The following is an 18359-nucleotide window of genomic DNA, read 5'->3' on the forward strand; positions in this document are numbered from 1 at the left end:
TTCTCTCAAGTCTTGCATCCGGCACCACCCGTGGGTATCGAAGGCCGACGATAGGGAAGGCGAGATGCAGCCAGGGATCAACCTCGGAACGGCAGTTGGTGCGCATGTAGCAAAGGCAGGCGAGGGTCGCTTGCTGCGTGCCGCCGCCATTCTGGTCGCCCTTGCCGCCCTGCTTCCGATCATTGCGATCATCTGGATTGCCCTGTCTGGCAGTTTCGCCGCCTGGCCGCATCTGATTGCGAATGTCATCCCGCGCTCCGCCGCGACCACTCTCGCACTATTGATCGAGGTCTGCGCCTGCACGTTGATCACGGGGGTAGCGACCGCCTGGCTGACATCCACCTGCGAATTCCCGTTGAGGCGGACACTCACCGTCGCGCTCGTCCTGCCGCTTGCCATGCCCGCCTATCTCTCGGCCTATGCCTTCGGCGAGTTCTTCGATTATAGCGGCCCGCTGCAGTCTGCGATCCGCGCACTCACCGGCCTGCGCTCCGCCCGCGACTACTGGTCGCCGGATATCCGCACGACCACCGGCGCGGCCTTCGTGCTCGGCTCGGTGCTCTATCCCTATATCTTCCTGACGGCGCGGACCATGTTCCTGATGCAGGGCCGCAATGCCGCGGAAGTGGCGCGCACTCTGGGGGCAGGGCCTGTCCGCACTTTCTTCCGCGTGCAGCTCCCCATGGCCCGCCCCGCCATCGTCGTCGGACTGACGCTGGTCATCATGGAAACGCTGAACGATATCGGGGCGGTCGAATATCTCGGTGTCAAGACGCTGACCTTTTCGATCTATGAGACCTGGCTGAACCGCAACGATCTCGCCGGCGCTGCCCAGATCGCGCTGGTCATGCTGGCCATCGTCATTCTGCTCGCCTTCATAGAGCGTCACGCGCGCGGCCGTCAGCGCTTTGCGGGCGCCAAGCCGGCGTCTGCGCAAAATGTCAACCGCATTCGGCTGAATGGCCCGATGCGCCCCCTTGCTGTCCTCCTCTGCGCGGCGCCGCCGCTTGTCGGCTTCTTCGTCCCGGCCTGGGTCATGGGTGGCTACGCGATCAAGCGCCTCGAAGTCTTCGCCTCTCCGGAGCTTCTGTCTGCGCTGGGGCATACGGTGATCGTGTCCGCCGGTGCCGCTTTGGCCGCGACTGCCGCCGGCTTCGTGCTCGCCTATTCGATCCGCCACGGCGGGACGCGGGCGGTGCGCGCGGCCAATCGCCTGGCCTCGTTCGGCTATGGCGTGCCGGGCACCGTTCTGGCGATAGGCGTCCTGATCCCGCTTGCCGCCTTCGACAATGCGCTTTCGACGCTGACGAAATCGTTCTTCGGCGTCTCTGCCGGCTTGCTTCTCTCCGGCACCGGCTTTGCCATCGTCTATGCCAGCGCGGTGCGCTTCCTGACGATGGCGGAGGGTAATGTCGCCGCCGGCTTCGACAAGCTATCCCCCAATCTCGACTGGGCCGCCCGCACGCTTGGGCGCACGCGGGGCGGTGCATTGCGCGAAGTGCTGATGCCGATGATGCGCCCGGCGACACTGACTGCCGCGCTCCTCGTCTTCATCGAGACATCGAAGGAACTCTCGGCGACAATCCTGCTGCGCCCCTTCAATTTCAACACGCTGGCGACGCTGGTCTATGAGGATGCCTCCCGCTCGCAGGTCGCCGCCGCGTCCGTCCCGTCGGTGATCATCATCCTTGCAGGCTTGGTGCCGGTGATCGTGGTATCGCGACTGCTGGAGAAGGGGCGGTAATCCCCCCGGTCAGCTCTTCAGCTCAGCCAGCCCGGCAAAGAGCTCCAGCGCCTCCGGGTTGGCCAGTGCTTCCTTGTTCTTGACAGGGCGTCCATGCACAACCTCTCGAACGGCCAGTTCAACGATCTTGCCGGACTTGGTACGCGGAATGTCGGCAACCTGGATGACCTTGGCCGGGACATGGCGGGGTGAGGCGCCGGTGCGGATCTTGGTCTTGATCTTCTTGATCAGGTCGTCGTCGAAGGCGACGCCTTCTGCCGTGCGGACGAAGAGCACGACGCGGACGTCATCGTCCCAGTCCTGCCCGATGCAGATCGCCTCGATGACTTCGGGAAGCTGCTCGACCTGATTGTAGATTTCCGCCGTGCCGATGCGAACCCCGCCCGGATTGAGCGTCGCATCCGAGCGGCCATGGATGACGAGGCCGCCATGCACAGTCCATTCGGCAAAGTCGCCATGGCACCAGATATTGTCGAACCGCTCGAAATAGGCGGCCTTGTATTTCGCGCCGCCCTCGTCATTCCAGAACATGACGGGCATGCAGGGGAAGGCTTTTGCGCAGACCAGTTCGCCCTTCTCGCCCTTCACCGGTTGACCTTCGTCGTTCCACACGTCAACCGCCATGCCGAGACCCGGTCCCTGGATCTCGCCTTCCCAGACGGCCTTCACCGGATTGCCGAGCACGAAGCAGGAAACGATATCCGTGCCGCCGGAGATGGAGGCCAGATGCACGTCCGGCTTGATCCCTTGGTAGACAAAGTCGAAGCCTTCCGGCGACAGCGGCGAGCCGGTCGAGGTGAGCAGGCGAAGGCTCGAGAGGTCATGCGTGTTCTTCGGCACGAAGCCGCCCTTGCGCACGGCGTCGATATATTTCGCCGAGGTGCCGAAGACCGCGAACTTTTCGTCCTGCGCAAAATCGAAGAGCGCATTGCCGTCCGGATGGAAGGGCGAGCCGTCGAACAGGCAGAGCGTCGCGCCGATGGCGAGCCCGGAAGCGAGCCAGTTCCACATCATCCAGCCGCAGGTGGTGAAATAAAAGAGCTTGTCGCCCTTCTTCAGACCGCAATGGAAAGCATGTTCCTTCAGATGCTGGATCAGCGTGCCGCCTGCCGAGTGGACGATACATTTCGGAACGCCCGTCGTGCCGGATGAAAAGAGAATATAGACGGGATGCGAAAACGGCATCCGCGTGAATTCGACCGGCTTTGCGGAATAGGGTTCGATGAACTGTGCAAAAGTCCGGCCATCGGATAGCGAGCCGGCAAGAGCATCGGCATCGCCTGCGTAGTGCACGACGAGAACTGGAACGTTCAGCTTGGCGGAAACCGTGCGAACCTTCTCGGCCACGTCCTGCTTCTTGCCGGCATACCAGTAGGCGTCGCAGGCAATGAAGAGCTTCGGTTCGATCTGGCCGAAGCGGTCGAGCACACCCTGTTCGCCGAAATCCGGCGAGCAGGACGACCAGATGGCGCCCAGCGACGTCACGGCCAGCATCAGCGCATAGGTTTCCGGCATGTTCGGCATCATGGCGGCCACGCGGTCGCCCGCGCCGATGCCCATGGCGCTGATCGCCTGTTGCAGACGGGAGACGGTTTGGTGCAGCTCGTCCCAGGTCCAGCGATAGGACACCTTGTCCTCGCCGCGGAAGACGAGAGCGTCGCCGTCACCCTTTTCCTTCAGCAGGTTTTCGGCAAAATTCAGCTTCGCTTCGGGGAAGAAGCGGGCCTCCAGCATATGGCCGTTGTCGACAAGCGCAGTCTCACCCTTCTCGCCCGCGATCCCACAATAGTCCCAAACAGCATTCCAGAAGGGGCCGCGCTCGGTAATCGACCACTGGTGAAAACCGTCATAGTCCGCAAAGGGCGCACCCGCGCGGGTCTCGCAGAAGCGCATGAAAGCCGTCATCGGGCTCGCTTCGACTTCAGTGGCAGACGGTTGCCAGAGCGGATGTACGGTCACCATTTCTTTCCTCCAAATAACAGCGGCGATTTTAAACCATGTTGCATTGCGGAAATAAAGGGGACTTCGACAGGTCCGTGCGCGCCGATTTGCATTCCGACGCCCGAGGGTTTATCCCCTTCTGCGCATTCGCCCGCATACGTCGCGGACGAAACGAGTAGCCGAGTATGCCCACACCGTCCCTTGAACGCCTGCAGCACGTCCGGTCCACTCTGCGCGCCGTCCTGACATGGAGGATCGCGGTGCTGGCGGCCATCGTCATTGTCGTCTTTGCGGGCGGACAGCGGCTGCTTGGGTCTCTTTTCGTTTCGGCCGGCATGGTACGCGAGCAGATTCACGAGGCAGTGCTGCGCCAGACAGGCCTGGAGTTCCTCGTCAATGGCAAGACCTCGGTGTCCTTCTGGCCGTCTCCCGTGATCACGCTCGAGAATGTCCAAATTGTCCGGCAGGCCGCATCGAGTGCCGAAACCATCTTTCAGGCGGAGGCGATTTCGGGGCGATTTGATGTGGTTTCCGCGCTCACAGGCAGTCCGCAATTCAGCTCGGTCACGCTGGCACGCCCCGTTCTTCGGGTCGTGCGCAGCCCGGAAGGCACCTTCCCCTGGCAATCGGCGATACCCGCTAAAGCCAATGGACGCTCGACGCTTTATGACTTGCATCTCGGCCGCATCAAGCTGGTGGATGGAACATTCCAGTTCCGCCAGCAGGATGGAATCGAGGCGAAATTCCAGGAAGTTGCGGGCGCGCTGGAATTCTCCACGCTTTCACGATCGCTTTCATTCGATCTCAGCGCCGAGGCGGCCGATCGGTCGCTGACCCTGTCGGGTTCGCTGGCCGAGCCCGAGAAACTCATGTCGGGCGACAATTCTGGTGTGTCCTTTAATCTGATCTCCGACGATCTGACTGCCAATTTTTCCGGCACGGCGAATGTCGGCGAACGAAGTTTCATCGCAGGGGCCCTCGATGCGTCCGCCGCCGATGTCGGTGCTGCCGCGAAGTGGGTGGGGCTCAACTATCCGGTTCTCGACAAGCTGAAGGTTGTCGATCTCAAGGCGTCTTTGGCCTCGGAGGGTTTGAAATTTACCCTTTCGGATCTCAGGCTGCAGTTGCCGAACTATCAGGCGACTGGCGTTGCATCCGCCGGCTGGACGAAGCGGGGTGCGCCCCCATTCGTTTCCGGTACGCTGGCTTTCGACAATTTTGATGCAGGGGCGTTTCTGGCGGCTTTCGTTCCTGCTGTTGGCAATCTGCAGGACATGCCACTCAGGTTCGATACGTCGTTCCTGCGGGACTTTCAGGTCGATCTCCGAATGTCCGCCAGCAAGGCTGCGTTCGGCGCGATCAGCGTGACGGACATGGCAGCGGGGGTTCGCATTGTTGACGGGCATGCCTCCTTTGCTGTTGCTTCCGGGCAGGTGGCGAATGGCAACGTATCGGCGGAAGTTTCGGTCGATGAGGATCAGGAAAAGGGTCCGCTTTGCAAGCTTGTGATGCAGGCGCGCAATGTCGATCTGGGTGCGGTTCCGGCAGCGCTCGGCCTTTCCGGGCCATGGCCGCAGGCGACGGGAAATCTGGAGCTCGACATTCGTTCGAGACTGCCGCTTTTGCCATCAGGCCACGCCGAGACAAACGGTTCCATCAAGGTCAGCGGCGGTGCAGGCAAGCTGGCGGGCTTCGATCCCGCCGTATTTCGTGAACTGTCTTCGCAGAAACGCTTTTTCGACCTGTCGCTCGCCTCTGCGACGCCGCTGCGTTTTGACAGCTTTCAGATGGCCGCTGTCATCGACAACGGAATTGCCGAACTCAATACGGCGAGCTTCAGGAGCACGTCCGGTGATCTCGATCTTGCGGGGGTCATTCCCTACAAGAACAGCAGCCTTGCGGTATCGGGAACGCTGGGCCCCGCAGCCGGTTCAAATGCGCCGGCAACCCGCTTTTTCGCCGGCGGTGCGTGGCCGAACATCCTGATTTCCCCGTTCTCGGCCGTGATGTCGGGTCAATAAGAAAGACTTACCATATTGTCATTTGTGTGCGCTGCACAATGGTGATAGCAATTGTTCAGCTTTTGACAATTGCTATGAGTGATCGCGTTTCATGTCTTTGCTTTCCGACAAAAAGATCATTGTTTTTCAAGGCGGCGGCGCATTGGGTGCCTATCAGGCAGGCGCCTACGAGGCGCTGCATGAAGCCGGAATTCGCCCGGAATGGATCGCGGGCATTTCCATCGGCGCCATCAACTCGGCCATCGTTGCCGGCAGCCCGGAAGACAAGCGCGTCGAAAACCTTCGCCGCTTCTGGGAACTGGTGACGTCTGGCCCGCGCACCATCCCCATCGGCGAGGAGCCGCTTTTGCGCCGCTTCTTCAACGAGTTTTCTGCCTCCATGGCCGCAACGGTTGGCGTCAACGGTTTCTATAAACCGCAATTGCCCAATCTCTTCACCCTGATGAGCGGCCGGGCGCCGATAGCCTTATACGACACCTCGCCGTTGATCGAGACGCTGGAAAGCCTGGTCGATTTCGACCTCATCAACCGCAGCCCCACGCGTCTGAGTGTCGGTGCGGTGGAGATCGAGAGCGCCAACTTCCGCTATTTCGACAGCGCCCAGCTCAAGAACCGCGGCGGTATCAATGCGCTGCACATCGCAGCCTCCGGCGCACTGCCGCCGGGCTTTCCGCCGATCGAGATCGAGGGCAAGCATTATTGGGATGGCGGCCTTGTATCCAACACGCCGCTGCAATGGATCATGGACCGCCGCGACCACAGGGAAGACATCTGCGTTTTCCAGGTCGATCTCTTCAGCGCCTCCGGCCACATGCCCCGCGACATGCTGGAAGCGGCTGCCCGCGAGAAGGAGATTCGCTTTTCCAGCCGCACGCGTCTGAACACCCAGATTGCCCGCGAACAGGAGAAGATGCGCAAGGCGCTGAAGCGGGTTCTGGAGAAGGTACCCGCGGAACTCGCGAACGATCCGGACGTTCAGTACCTGCTCGGCGAGCAGGACGGCGGCGGCACCACGGTCGTTCATCTCATCTATCAGAGGCGAGGCTATGAAACGAGCACGATGGACTTCGAGTTCTCGCGCATCACCATGGAAGACCATTGGCGCGCCGGCTTCGACGATGTGAAGGAGACGCTGGCCTGCGGCCAATGGATCAACCGGCGCATTCCCGAAGACGGCTTCAAGACCATCGACCGCCGCCGAATTTCAAACGGAAAGTAATCCGAGAGGAAGATCACCATGAACATAAAGGACAAGGTTTGCATCGTCACTGGTTCGGCAGGCGGCATCGGTTATGCCATTGCCAGGCGCTATGTTGCCGAGGGGGCCAAGGTCGTGATCGCCGACCTGAAGGCCGACGCCGCCGAAAAGGCAGCCGCCGAACTCAAGGCCATCGGCCCCGGCGATGCCTTTGCCGTGGAAATGGATGTGACGAGTGAAGAGGCCGTCAATGCTGGCGTCGCCGCCACGATCGAGAAATGGGGTCGCGTCGATGTGCTCGTCTCCAATGCCGGTATCCAGATCGTCAACAAGATCGAGGATTTCGCCTTCGCCGACTGGAAGAAGATGCTGGCCATCCATCTGGACGGTGCGTTTCTGACCACCAAGGCCTGCATGCCCCACATGAAGGCGCAAAAGGGTGGCGCGATCATCTACATGGGCTCCGTCCATTCCAAGGAAGCTTCGCCGCTCAAATCCGCTTATGTGACCGCCAAGCACGGCCTGCTAGGCTTGGCCCGTGTGGTCGCCAAGGAAGGCGGCAAGTTCGGCGTCCGCGCAAATGTCATCTGCCCCGGTTTCGTGCGCACGCCGCTGGTCGAAAAACAAATTCCGGAACAAGCGAAGGAGTTGGGGATTTCGGAGGAGGACGTCGTGTCGAAGGTCATGCTCGGGCAGACCGTCGATGCGGAATTCACCACCGTCGAGGACATTGCGGAAGTTGCGTATTTCTTCGCCGGATTCGAAACAAACGCGCTGACCGGGCAATCCATCGTCGCCAGCCACGGCTGGTACATGGAATAGTCATTTCTGGGATGGTCCTGCGACCGTCACAATTTTGCCCGGGATCACGTTAACAAAAGTTAACGGAGACGAGGAGCAAGATCATGACATCGCAACATGTGACCCAGGAAGTGATCGACGCCTACTACGAATACACCCACCTGACGCTCGATCGCCGAAAGTTCGCCAATAAACTGAGAGAGATGGCCGAGGCAGATGCAAAGCCTCGGTCTATTGTGATCGAGACCGGCTGGGTGGAACTCCGTCTGGATACCGAAAACAAGCTTCCACAATAACCAGAGTTTCCTGTTTTAGCTTGTCACGATAAATTCACGAAGCGCGACACGCTACAGTTGACATTGATCAATGCGTCACCGGCATCGGTTCCCTCTTATGGGCCTCTATTCGAGCCCCAGGGAGCACCCGATGACGATGACCATGAAAGCTGCAGTCGTTCGCGACTTCAAATCCCCGCTTGTGATCGAGGAGATGCCGGTCCCAACGCCCGGCGAGGGCCAGATCCTCGTCAAGTTCGAGGCCACTGGCGTCTGCCACACCGATCTTCACGCCGCCCGTGGCGACTGGCCGGTCAAGCCCAACCCGCCCTTCATTCCGGGCCATGAAGGCGTAGGCTTCGTCGCCGCGCTCGGCAAGGGCGTGACCCGCGTCAAGGAAGGCGACCGCGTCGGCGTACCGTGGCTGCACACCGCTTGCGGCTATTGCCCGCATTGCCGCACCGGCTGGGAAACGCTCTGCGGGTCGCAGAAAAACACCGGATATTCCGTCAATGGCAGCTTCGCCCAATACGGCCTTGCCGATCCGGACTATGTCGGTCTCCTGCCGTCCAAGCTGGACTTCGGCCCTGCTGCACCCGTGCTTTGCGCCGGTGTGACCGTCTACAAGGGCCTCAAGGAAACCGAAGTGAAACCCGGCGAATGGGTGCTCATCTCGGGCATCGGCGGGCTGGGTCACATGGCCGTTCAATATGCCAAGGCCATGGGCATGCATGTCGCCGCCGTGGATATCTTCCCGGAAAAGCTGGCGTTGGCGAAGAAGCTCGGCGCCGATGTGACCCTTGATGCCCGTGATGAAAAGGCGATCGCAGAATTCCAGGCCCATGGCGTTCATGGTGCGCTGGTCACCGCCGTTTCGCCGAAGGCCATGGAACAGGCCTTCCACCTGCTCCGCTCGCATGGCACGATGGCGCTGGTCGGCCTGCCGCCGGGCTTCATCAGCTTACCCGTCTTCGACACGGTGCTGAAGCGCATCACGGTGCGCGGCTCCATCGTTGGTACGCGCCAGGATCTCGAAGAGTCGCTGGAATTTGCCGGCGAGGGCAAGGTTGCCGCGCACTTCTCCTGGGACAAGCTAGAGAACATCAACGCCATCTTCGAGACGATGGAAAAGGGCGGCATCGACGGCCGCATCGTTCTCGACATGCATTGATATCCTGAAACACCTGAAAGCCGCGCGGGCCGGGAACGGTTTGCGCGGCTTTTTCGTTAGGCGTGAGGCCTCACGATTTTGTGTTTTGCCGCATCAGGTCCGGCGGGCCACCATGGCCGTATTGGCAAAAGGGGGTGTGGGGACGCCATCCATCGATCCAGAGGAGACCGACGTCATGACGAAGCCCGATCAAAATCCGAAAGTGACCCAAGCCATGATCAATGCGTATGACGAATATACGCATCTGACGCTCGACCGCCGCGACTTCATGCGCAAGCTCACCGCTTTGACCGGTTCCGCCGCAACGGCTGCCGCTGTCGCACCGCTGCTGGCTGCCAACCAGGCCAAGGCCGAGATCGTGGCACCCGATGACAGCCGCCTGAAGGCAGAGGACGTGACCTTCCCCGGCGCGACCGGCGAGATGAAGGCCTACAAGGTGCGGCCCGCCAGCGCGACCGGAAAGCTTCCAGCCGTCATTGTCGTCCACGAGAACCGGGGCCTGAACCCGCATATCAAGGACATCGCCCGCCGCGTCGCGCTCGAAGGTTTCGAGGCGCTGGCGCCAGATTACCTCTCGCCCGCCGGCGGCACTCCATCCGACGAGGACAAGGCGCGTGAAATGATCTCGGCGCTGAAGCCGGAGGACGCGACCGCCAATTCCGTCGCCGCCGTGAAATATCTTGAAACCGCACCCGACACGACCGGCAAGGTCGGTGTCATCGGCTTCTGCTGGGGCGGTGGGCTCGCCAATCAGACCGCAGTGAACGCGCCGGATTTGAAGGCAGCAGTCGCCTATTACGGCCAGCAGCCGAAATTCGAGGACGTACCGAAGATCAAGGCCGCCCTTCTTCTGCACTATGCCGGGCTCGACGAGCGCATCAATGCCGGAATCGAGGCCTACAAGAAGGCGTTGAGCGACTCCGGAAAGGACTTCCAAATCTACATCTACGATGGCGTGAATCACGCCTTCAACAACGATACCTCCGCCGCCCGCTACAACAAGCAGGCCGCCGATCTCGCCTGGAGCCGGACGATCGCCTTCCTGAAGCAGAAGCTCGCCTGATATCAGGCGAGCAAGTCGCGCAGACCGTCTTCATCTTCCTTCGGGAAACAAATGTCACCGCAGCACATTAATTCTCGGCAATGTGCTGCGGTGCAACATTTTGCCGCCCTTATTGGCCGGGAGACTGTTTCCTGCATTTTTGAACGAAGGATTTTGCGATGAAGATCAGCGATGTGAAGAAAAACGCCTTTGCCATGCCGCTTACCAGCCCGTCTTATCCACCGGGTCCCTACCGGTTCGTGAACCGCGAATTTCTCGTTATCACCTACCGTACCGATCCCGAAGCACTCGCCCGAGTCCTGCCCGAGCCACTGACTTTCGACGAGCCGCTGGTTAAATACGAGTTCATCCGCATGCCGGACTCGACCGGCTTCGGCGACTACACCGAATCCGGTCAGGTCATCCCGGTGAAGTTCAACGGCGTAGCCGGTGGCTATGTCCATTCGATGTTCCTGAACGACGACGCGCCGATTGCCGGCGGCCGCGAAATCTGGGGTTTCCCGAAGAAATTCGCCGAGCCTTCCCTGTCCGTTGTGAAAGACACGCTGGTCGGCACGCTCGACTATTCCGGCCAGCGCATCGCCACCGCGACCATGGGCTACAAGCATAGGGCGCTGGATGTGGACAAGGTGCGCGAAAGCCTGCTCGCGCCCAATTTCATGCTCAAGATCATACCGCACGTGGATTGCACGCCGCGCATCTGCGAACTCGTTCGCTACTATCTGGAAGACCTCACCGTGAAGGGCGCCTGGGAAGGGCCGGGGGCGCTTGCTCTCTTCCCGCATGCGCTGGCCGATGTCGCGGCGCTGCCGGTTCTGGAAATCAAATCGGCAGTCCACATCCTCACCGATCTGACGTTGGGTCTCGGCGAGGTTGTTCACGACTACATGAAGGATTGAAGGGTCTCAGCGGGGCAGGTCGACGGTGTCGGATGTCCCGCTCAGCAAAGCCTGTGCCGCCCGGTTGCAAACAACCCCAAAAGCCTCGAAATCCCGGCGCCGCATGGCGCTGCCCTTGCGCCAGATCAGGCCGATTTCGCGATAGGGCTGCGGCTCGGCCATGCGCACGACCCGCATGCGGTTGCGGTCCGCCTCGTCCTTCACCGCAATCTCCGGGATCAGCGTGATCCCCATCCCGTGACTGACCATTTGCAGCAGCGTCGTCATCGAGGTCGCGCCGAAGTTTGACACGCGACGGCCGGAACCCGCACCGCAGACGGCGAGTGCCTGTTCGCGCAGGCAGTGGCCTTCGTCGAGTAGCAGAAGCCGTTCCACGTCCACCTCATCGACGCTCAGCGGCGACATCAGGATATCCGTCTCATTGTCGGCGCTGGCGACGAGAAAATGGTCGCGGAAGAGCGGCAGGCTCTCCACATTGCTCGCCTCGGCCGGCAGCGCAATCAGCGCGCAATCGAGCCGCCCCGCCTGCAGTTCTTCGAGGCACTGCCGCGTGATCGCCTCGCGCATTTCCAGATTGAGATCGGGATAGTCCGCCTTCAGGATCGGAATCAGCCGCGGCACGAGATACGGTGCGACCGTTGGAATGATACCCAGCCGCAGCCGTCCTTCCAGCGTCGCGCGCGATTGCCGCGCCCGGTCATGCAAACGGTCGACGCCCGACAGGATCGAGCGGATTTCCGGCAACAATCCTTCGCCTTCCTCCGTCAGATAGGTCCCGGTGCGCGAGCGCTCGACCAGCTTGACGCCCAGCGCTGCCTCCATGTCGGCGATCTGCGCGGACAGCGCCGGCTGGCTGACATTGACCATCTCGGCCGCCTTGCCGAAATGGCCGGTGGTTGCCAGAGCCTCGAAATAGCGCATTTGACGGATGGTAATCATCATAGGTTTTTCTTATCGAAAATTTCAATAAATACAATTGGAGACTATAGCGAATTGATGCGAGATTGCTGACGTGTCCGGCCCGTACCGGCAAAAAACACGTCACTTGAGGGATGGAGAAAAGTGATCGGCCGTTGCCCGCTGAGCGCGGGATGTGCTTGCTGATCGGAGATGACGCCACGTCATCAATGTTTCAAAACCCCACGACAAGATGACCATCGAGACTTGAAACACGGAGAACATATCCATGGACGCGAAGGTCGAAAAATCGGGCAAATGTCCCGTCATGCACGGCACCACCAACATGAGCATGCGCTCGAATGCCGATTGGTGGCCGAATCAGCTCAACCTGCGGATTCTGCATCAGAACTCTGCGCTCTCCGACCCGCTCGGCAAGGACTTCGACTACGCCAAGGCTTTCAAGTCGGTCGATTACGCCGCGCTGAAGGCGGACCTGACCGCGTTGATGACGGACAGCCAGGATTGGTGGCCGGCCGACTATGGTCATTATGGTGGTCTCTTCATCCGCATGGCCTGGCACTCCGCCGGCACCTACCGCACGGGCGATGGCCGCGGGGGCGCAGGCACGGGCCAGCAGCGTTTCGCGCCGCTCAATTCCTGGCCGGATAACGGCAACCTCGACAAGGCCCGCCGCCTTCTGTGGCCGATCAAGAAGAAATACGGCAAGAACATCTCCTGGGCCGACCTGATGATCCTCGCCGGCAATGTCGCGCTGGAATCCATGGGCTTCAAGACCTTTGGTTTCGCCGGCGGCCGCGCCGATGTCTGGGAACCGGAAGAAGACGTCTACTGGGGCGCCGAGACCGAATGGCTCGCCACCAGCGACAAGGCCAACAGCCGCTACAAGGGCGATCGCGAACTTGAAAACCCGCTTGCCGCCGTGCAGATGGGTCTCATTTACGTCAACCCGGAAGGTCCGGACGGCAATCCCGACCCGATCGCCTCCGGCCGCGACATTCGCGAAACATTCGCCCGCATGGCCATGAACGACGAGGAAACCGTCGCTCTGACCGCCGGCGGCCACACCTTCGGCAAGACCCATGGCGCAGGCCCGGCCACCCATGTCGGCCCCGAGCCGGAAGCCGCTCCGATCGAAGCCCTCGGCCTCGGCTGGCTCTCCACCTATGGCAGCGGCAAGGGTCGTGACACCATCACCTCGGGCATCGAAGGCGCCTGGACCCCGAACCCGATCAAGTGGGACAACGCCTATTTCGACGTTCTCTTCGGCTATGAATGGGAACTGGTGAAGAGCCCGGCTGGCGCCAATCAGTGGACGCCGAAGGATCTGAAGCCGGAAGACTTCGCGCCCGATCCGGAAACCGGCGAGAAGACCCATCGCATCATCATGACCACCGCCGACATGGCGATGCGCATGGACCCCATCTACGGCCCGATCTCCAAGCGTTTCCAGGAAAACCCGGACCAGTTTGCCGACGCCTTTGCCCGCGCCTGGTTCAAGCTGACCCACCGTGACATGGGCCCGAAGGCGCGCTACCTCGGTCCGGAAGTGCCTGCTGAAGACCTGATCTGGCAGGATCCGATCCCGGCCGTCGACCATCCGCTGATCGATGCTTCCGACATCAAGGCGCTGAAGGCGAAGATCCTCGAAAGCGGTCTCACCGTTTCCGAACTCGTCTACACCGCCTGGTCGTCTGCCTCGACCTTCCGCGGTTCTGACAAGCGCGGCGGTGCCAATGGCGCGCGCATCCGTCTTGCTCCGCAGAAGGATTGGGCGGTCAACGAGCCTGCCAAGCTCGCAACAGTCCTGTCGAAGCTTGAAGCCGTCCGCGTTGCCTTCAACGGCTCCGCTGCCGGTGGCAAGAAGGTGTCGCTCGCTGACATTATCGTGCTCGGTGGCGCCGCAGCGGTCGAAAAGGCGGCACGTGACGCCGGCTTTGACGTTGAAGTCCCCTTCACGCCGGGCCGCACGGATGCCTCTGCCGAACAGACGGACGCGGACTCCTTCCAGTTCCTGGAGCCGCAGGCCGATGGTTTCCGCAACTATCAGAAGACGGCCTTCACGATCTCGACGGAAGAGCTGCTGATCGACAAGGCCCAGCTGCTGACGCTGACCGCGCCGGAAATGACGGTTCTCGTCGGCGGCATGCGCGTCCTCGGCGCCAACTTCGGTGGCACCAAGCACGGCGTCTTCACCGACCGCGTCGGGGCTCTCACGACGGACTTCTTCGTGAACCTGCTCGACATGAGCACGGCCTGGTTCCCGCAGTCCGAAGCCGCCGATGTCTTCGACGGCCGTGACCGCAAGACTGGAGCGATCAAGTGGACCGCGACCCGCGCCGACCTCGTCTTCGGTTCCAACTCGCAGCTTCGCGCTCTGGCGGAAGTATATGGCGAGGCGGATTCGGGCTCGAAGTTCGTCCAGGACTTCGTCGCCGCCTGGAACAAGGTCATGAATGCCGATCGTTTCGACCTCCTCTGAGGTCGATACTAATCAGGTGGAGGCGGGCATTTTGCCCGCCTTTTCTTTGTGGGCTGGCCAAAAGCGATCGTAAGCCTTTCGTAGCTTAACCATCCCAAACATATTTGAGGACAAAAGATAGGTTTTATTGCATAGCTTCCATGTTTTCGCGCGCAACGACGCGCATTGTACGGGGATCGATCATGAAAATACTGAAGGTTGCGGCTGCCGCTGCACTCGCATGTGCAATGTCTGCCTCGTCGGCTCTTTCCGCCGGCATGGAATTCAAGATTCATAACAAGTCGGATTACGTCATCAACGGATTTTATATCGTGGGCAGCGACGGTTCGCTCAGCAGCAACTGGATGAATTTCGAGCTCAATGGCAACGAAAGCGCCAACATGAAGTTTGATTACGATGGCGCGTGCGACATCGTATTCCTCGTTGCCTGGGCGGCTACCGATGGCTCCGAGATCAAGGGCGACCCGACATCGATCGACATCTGCAAGGCCGACAACATCTATTTCGACGGCAAGAACGCCACATACGATTGATAGCAATCAGTCGAGACGCGATACACGAACGCCGGCCGTGAGGCCGGCGTTTTTCATTGGGCAGGTGCGATGTCAACGACGGACGATTCAGACGCGATTGTTCCGAAAATTAGCATCCACTCAATGAACCGAAGCCAAACCTGGTATTCATCACCAGCTCGAGCCGGAATTGACCGCCACGAGATAGGGCAGCTTCGAAGCCGCCTTGAAGTCTTCGTTGATCTCTGCACCGAAGGTCGCCGGCGTGATGTTGTCGAGACAGGCTGCGATATGGCTGGTGATGGCGTTCATCAGCGATGGTGCCACGCCCGGTCGCTTCATGATCCCGATCTGGATAGGCGCCAGCGGCGGGAACCCGTCTTGTTGGCTCAAGACCTTCATGCCCGTGCGCAACGCCGATTCCGGCTGGACAGAAACGGCCATGCCCGCAAGCACCGCCGCCGCAACGACAGTCGACGACCAGCTGGTAAACAGGATATGGTAATCGCGCCCGATGCTGTCGAGCGCTGCACAGGCGGCCTGCCGCCACTGGCAATCCGTGCGCCCCAGCGCCAGCGGAACCGGCGCATTATCCGGCAGCGGATGGTTCGCCGAGGCGACCCAGCAGAGCGGTTCGGTCCGCACGACTTCCGAAACCCGCATACGCGGATTATGCGTCACAAGGGCTACGTCCAGCTCGCCCCGCTTCATCTTCTCGCCTAGGTCTGCGGAGGATTCGCAGATGATGTTCAGCTCGACGCCCGGATTGGTCCGCGCAAACCGGCTGATGATTTCCGGCATGTAGCGATCGGCATAATCATCCGGCGTCCCGATGCGGAGACTGCCTTCCAGTCGATTGTCGTCGAAGGCGGCAACGGCCTCGTTGTTGAGGCGGAGCATGCGGCGCGCGAAAATCAGCAGCCGCTCGCCCTCGGGGGTCAATTTGTTACCCCGCCCATCCTTGATGAAGAGCTGCTTGCTCAGGCGCTCTTCAAGCCGGCGCATCTGCATCGAGACGGCAGACTGCGTCTTGAACACGCGATCGGCGGCTTTCGTGAAGCTTCCCGTGTCCACGATCGCCACGAAAGTTTGCAACTGGTCGATATCAAGGGGTGCAGCCATCACCAACTCCATCAAGCTTGTTGATGGTTACCATTAAAAACATTCGATGGACTGATCAATAAAAAATTGCGAACCTTACCATATTCAAAGGAAAGAGCACTTTTCGCCAAGACGAAAAGGGTCGAGAAGTGCATTCATCCTGTCGGCTTTCGAGCGAACCGTCCCTGGGTCGCGCTCTTCGAGAGACGATTTGCCTCCAGTTTTCCCCGCAGGGTCCCGCCAATAGACCCTGCCTCTTGGCCCGGTCCTGCTCCCAAAGCGGCCGGGCTTTTTTCTTGGCAGAAGTCTTATTTCGGCTCGTTGCCGTTGAAACCTTTCAGGTAGCCGTCGAAGATCTGCTCCATGCTCTTCTGGTAGGATTTCTGCACCTCAAGCCCGCTGTCGAAGAGTGAGCCGACGAGTTCGGAATATTGCGAAAGATCGACCGTCTTCGGCATTTCCACGGCTTCCGGCTTGGCGGCGGGCTTCGGCGCATCGGGCTGCGCGTTCGGCGGCGTCATGAAGCCCTGCATCATTTTCACGAAAGCCCCCGTGCCGAAAGGGTCGGCCTGTTGCGGGGCGGGCTTTGCCGCGCCACCGCTCATCATCATCTGCATCATTTGCAGGAAGGGATTCTCGATCGGCTCGGGCTTCTTCGGCTTCGGCGCAAAGCCGGCGGCTTCCATCCATTGCGTCATCGCGCCCATCATCGGGTTCGAGGCCGTCCACTGGTCGGTCATCGATTTATACTGGCCGGTCATTTCCTTGATCAGCCCGCCCGCCATGGCGCTTGCCATCGCCGGCATCATGGCCCGCAGCATGTCCTGGCCGACGCCAGTGGCCTTCGCGGCCTGCTCTGCAATCGCCTTCTGAACGTCCGCAGGACCGAAGATCGTGCCCATGAAGTTCTGGCCGTCGGCAATGCCCTGTGGCGAGAAGGCGGCGTTCACGTCCTCGAAATACTTCGCATAGTTCCCGCTCATCAGCGAGGACATCAGCGTGCTGAAATCATAAGGGTTGGCCGCGCTGCGCTTGAGGCCCGTCGAGAACGCCGGCGTCAGGGCCGCCATGGCCTTCGCCATCTGCTCCTGCGCAAGCCCGAATTGGGCGGAGAAGGCTTCCAGCGCCTTCCCGTTCTGAGCCTGCATCATCAAGTCAAAAAGCGGCAGCATGCGAATCCCCTTCAAACAGTTGTGGGGATCACTATATCGGTGAAATCGTGAAGGAAAACTCCCGAAGCCTCACCCATTTGCAATTTTGCTGAATTGGGTTGGCGCAGAAGCGTGCCCCATCAATACTGCCAGGCCTCGAACGCCGGCTCGACGCTTTGCTTCCAGGCGCCATGGAACTCGTCCAGCATGTCCTCGGCAAGAACCTTGCCCTTCCTCAGCATCTCGTCGAGAGGATCGAGGTAGATGCCCTCGTCCTTGCCCGATTGATTGAGCCGCGCGCGGTTCTTGAGGCCAAGCCGGCTGATGGCAAGAACGTCCCTGGCCACATCCGAAAGCCTGCCGCCTCGGAAGGGCGCATTGAGCCCCTGTGTCGGCACGGCATCCCGCAGCGCCTGCACGTCCTCGAACGTCCAGTCCCGCGTCAGCGTCTCGGCGGCGGCAAGCGCCTGCGCGTCATAGAGCAGTCCGACCCAGAAGGCGGGAAGGGCGGCAATGCGCGAGAGAGGGCCACCATCGGCGCCGCGCATTTCGAGAAAGCGCTTCAGCCGCACATCGGGGAATAGGGTGGAGAGATGGTTTGCCCAGTCGCCCATATTGGGCTCCCAGTCGGCAACCTCGCCCTTCAGCGCGCCGTCGAGCGCTTGGCTGAAGGTGATGTGCGTGCAGTCGTGATACTTGCCGTCGCGCACGACGAAATACATCGGCACGTCGAGCGCCCATTTCACATAGTCCTTGAACCCGAAATCCGGCTTGAAGACGAAGGGCAGGAGGCCGGAGCGGGCATTGTCCGTGTCGCGCCAGATTTCGCCGCGCCATGAGAGATAGCCGTTCGGCTTGCCTTCGGTGAACGGCGAGGCGGCAAAGAGCGCTGTTGCCAGCGACTGCAGCTTCATCGACACCTGCATCTTGCGGCGCATGTCCTCTTCAGAGGAGAAATCGAGATTCACCTGGATCGTGCAGGTGCGGTACATCATGTCGAGCCCGTGGCGGCCGACCTTGGGCATGTAGCGCGTCATGATCGCATAGCGCGACTTCGGCATCTTCGGCGTTTCGTCGAAGGA

Annotated in this window: 15 protein-coding genes; 10 read left to right on the forward strand and 5 right to left on the reverse strand. The window is 60.7% G+C overall.

What is annotated here, in order from left to right; genetic code table 11:
* Window positions 1–64 precede the first annotated feature (64 nt).
* Window positions 65–1744: an ABC transporter permease gene (locus ABID16_RS11655; protein ID WP_354556490.1), complete on the forward strand. Its 1680-nt coding sequence runs from the start codon at window positions 65–67 to the stop codon at window positions 1742–1744.
* A gap of 9 nt (window positions 1745–1753) precedes the next feature.
* Here the strand turns inward: ABID16_RS11655 and ABID16_RS11660 are convergent, their stop codons facing one another.
* On the reverse strand, window positions 1754–3706 hold the full coding sequence (locus ABID16_RS11660; RefSeq protein WP_354556491.1) for an acetoacetate--CoA ligase: 1953 nt from the start codon (window positions 3704–3706) through the stop codon (window positions 1754–1756).
* A gap of 164 nt (window positions 3707–3870) precedes the next feature.
* Between ABID16_RS11660 and ABID16_RS11665 the strand changes: the two genes are divergently transcribed.
* The 7 genes from ABID16_RS11665 (at window position 3871) to ABID16_RS11695 (ending at window position 11113) form a co-directional block, all read left to right on the forward strand.
* Entirely contained in the window at window positions 3871–5706 is a 1836-nt protein-coding gene (locus ABID16_RS11665; RefSeq protein WP_354556492.1) for an AsmA family protein, read from the forward strand.
* Between the two features lie 91 nt (window positions 5707–5797).
* Entirely contained in the window at window positions 5798–6925 is a 1128-nt protein-coding gene (locus ABID16_RS11670) for a DUF3734 domain-containing protein (RefSeq protein ID WP_354556493.1), read from the forward strand.
* Window positions 6926–6943: 18 nt separating this feature from the next.
* On the forward strand, window positions 6944–7726 hold the full coding sequence (locus tag ABID16_RS11675; RefSeq protein ID WP_354556494.1) for a 3-hydroxybutyrate dehydrogenase: 783 nt from the start codon (window positions 6944–6946) through the stop codon (window positions 7724–7726).
* Window positions 7727–7809: 83 nt separating this feature from the next.
* The gene (locus ABID16_RS11680) at window positions 7810–8001 is read left to right on the forward strand and encodes a hypothetical protein (RefSeq protein ID WP_354556495.1); all 192 of its coding nucleotides are present in this window, start codon (window positions 7810–7812) and stop codon (window positions 7999–8001) included.
* Between the two features lie 130 nt (window positions 8002–8131).
* Window positions 8132–9151 carry a zinc-dependent alcohol dehydrogenase gene (locus tag ABID16_RS11685; RefSeq protein ID WP_354556496.1) on the forward strand — a complete coding sequence of 340 codons (1020 nt, stop codon included), beginning with the start codon at window positions 8132–8134 and terminating at the stop codon, window positions 9149–9151.
* Between the two features lie 175 nt (window positions 9152–9326).
* Window positions 9327–10214, forward strand: coding sequence for a dienelactone hydrolase family protein (locus ABID16_RS11690; protein WP_354556497.1), 888 nt, complete (start codon window positions 9327–9329; stop codon window positions 10212–10214).
* A 158-nt stretch (window positions 10215–10372) separates the two neighbouring features.
* Window positions 10373–11113, forward strand: coding sequence for an acetoacetate decarboxylase (locus ABID16_RS11695; RefSeq protein ID WP_354556498.1), 741 nt, complete (start codon window positions 10373–10375; stop codon window positions 11111–11113).
* Between the two features lie 6 nt (window positions 11114–11119).
* Here the strand turns inward: ABID16_RS11695 and ABID16_RS11700 are convergent, their stop codons facing one another.
* Window positions 11120–12055, reverse strand: a complete 936-nt coding sequence (locus tag ABID16_RS11700) for a hydrogen peroxide-inducible genes activator (RefSeq protein WP_354556499.1) — start codon at window positions 12053–12055, stop codon at window positions 11120–11122.
* Window positions 12056–12299: 244 nt separating this feature from the next.
* On the opposite strand from ABID16_RS11700, the gene katG reads away from it, so the two are divergent.
* Entirely contained in the window at window positions 12300–14513 is a 2214-nt protein-coding gene (gene katG, locus ABID16_RS11705; protein ID WP_354556500.1) for a catalase/peroxidase HPI, read from the forward strand.
* Between the two features lie 182 nt (window positions 14514–14695).
* Window positions 14696–15046: a hypothetical protein gene (locus ABID16_RS11710; protein ID WP_354556501.1), complete on the forward strand. Its 351-nt coding sequence runs from the start codon at window positions 14696–14698 to the stop codon at window positions 15044–15046.
* A 150-nt stretch (window positions 15047–15196) separates the two neighbouring features.
* Here ABID16_RS11710 and ABID16_RS11715 read toward each other — a convergent pair whose 3' ends face one another.
* The 3 genes from ABID16_RS11715 to ABID16_RS11725 all read right to left on the reverse strand — a co-directional run.
* The gene (locus ABID16_RS11715; RefSeq protein ID WP_354556502.1) at window positions 15197–16147 is read right to left on the reverse strand and encodes a LysR substrate-binding domain-containing protein; all 951 of its coding nucleotides are present in this window, start codon (window positions 16145–16147) and stop codon (window positions 15197–15199) included.
* Between the two features lie 287 nt (window positions 16148–16434).
* Window positions 16435–17298: a DUF937 domain-containing protein gene (locus ABID16_RS11720; protein WP_354556503.1), complete on the reverse strand. Its 864-nt coding sequence runs from the start codon at window positions 17296–17298 to the stop codon at window positions 16435–16437.
* A 119-nt stretch (window positions 17299–17417) separates the two neighbouring features.
* The coding region (locus tag ABID16_RS11725) for a glutamate--cysteine ligase (RefSeq protein ID WP_354556504.1) at window positions 17418–18359 on the reverse strand (942 nt) is incomplete at its 5' end.

It is taken from the genome of Limnomicrobium aquaticum (assembly GCF_040545545.1).
GTDB lineage: Bacteria > Pseudomonadota > Alphaproteobacteria > Rhizobiales > Rhizobiaceae > Ensifer_A > Ensifer_A aquaticum.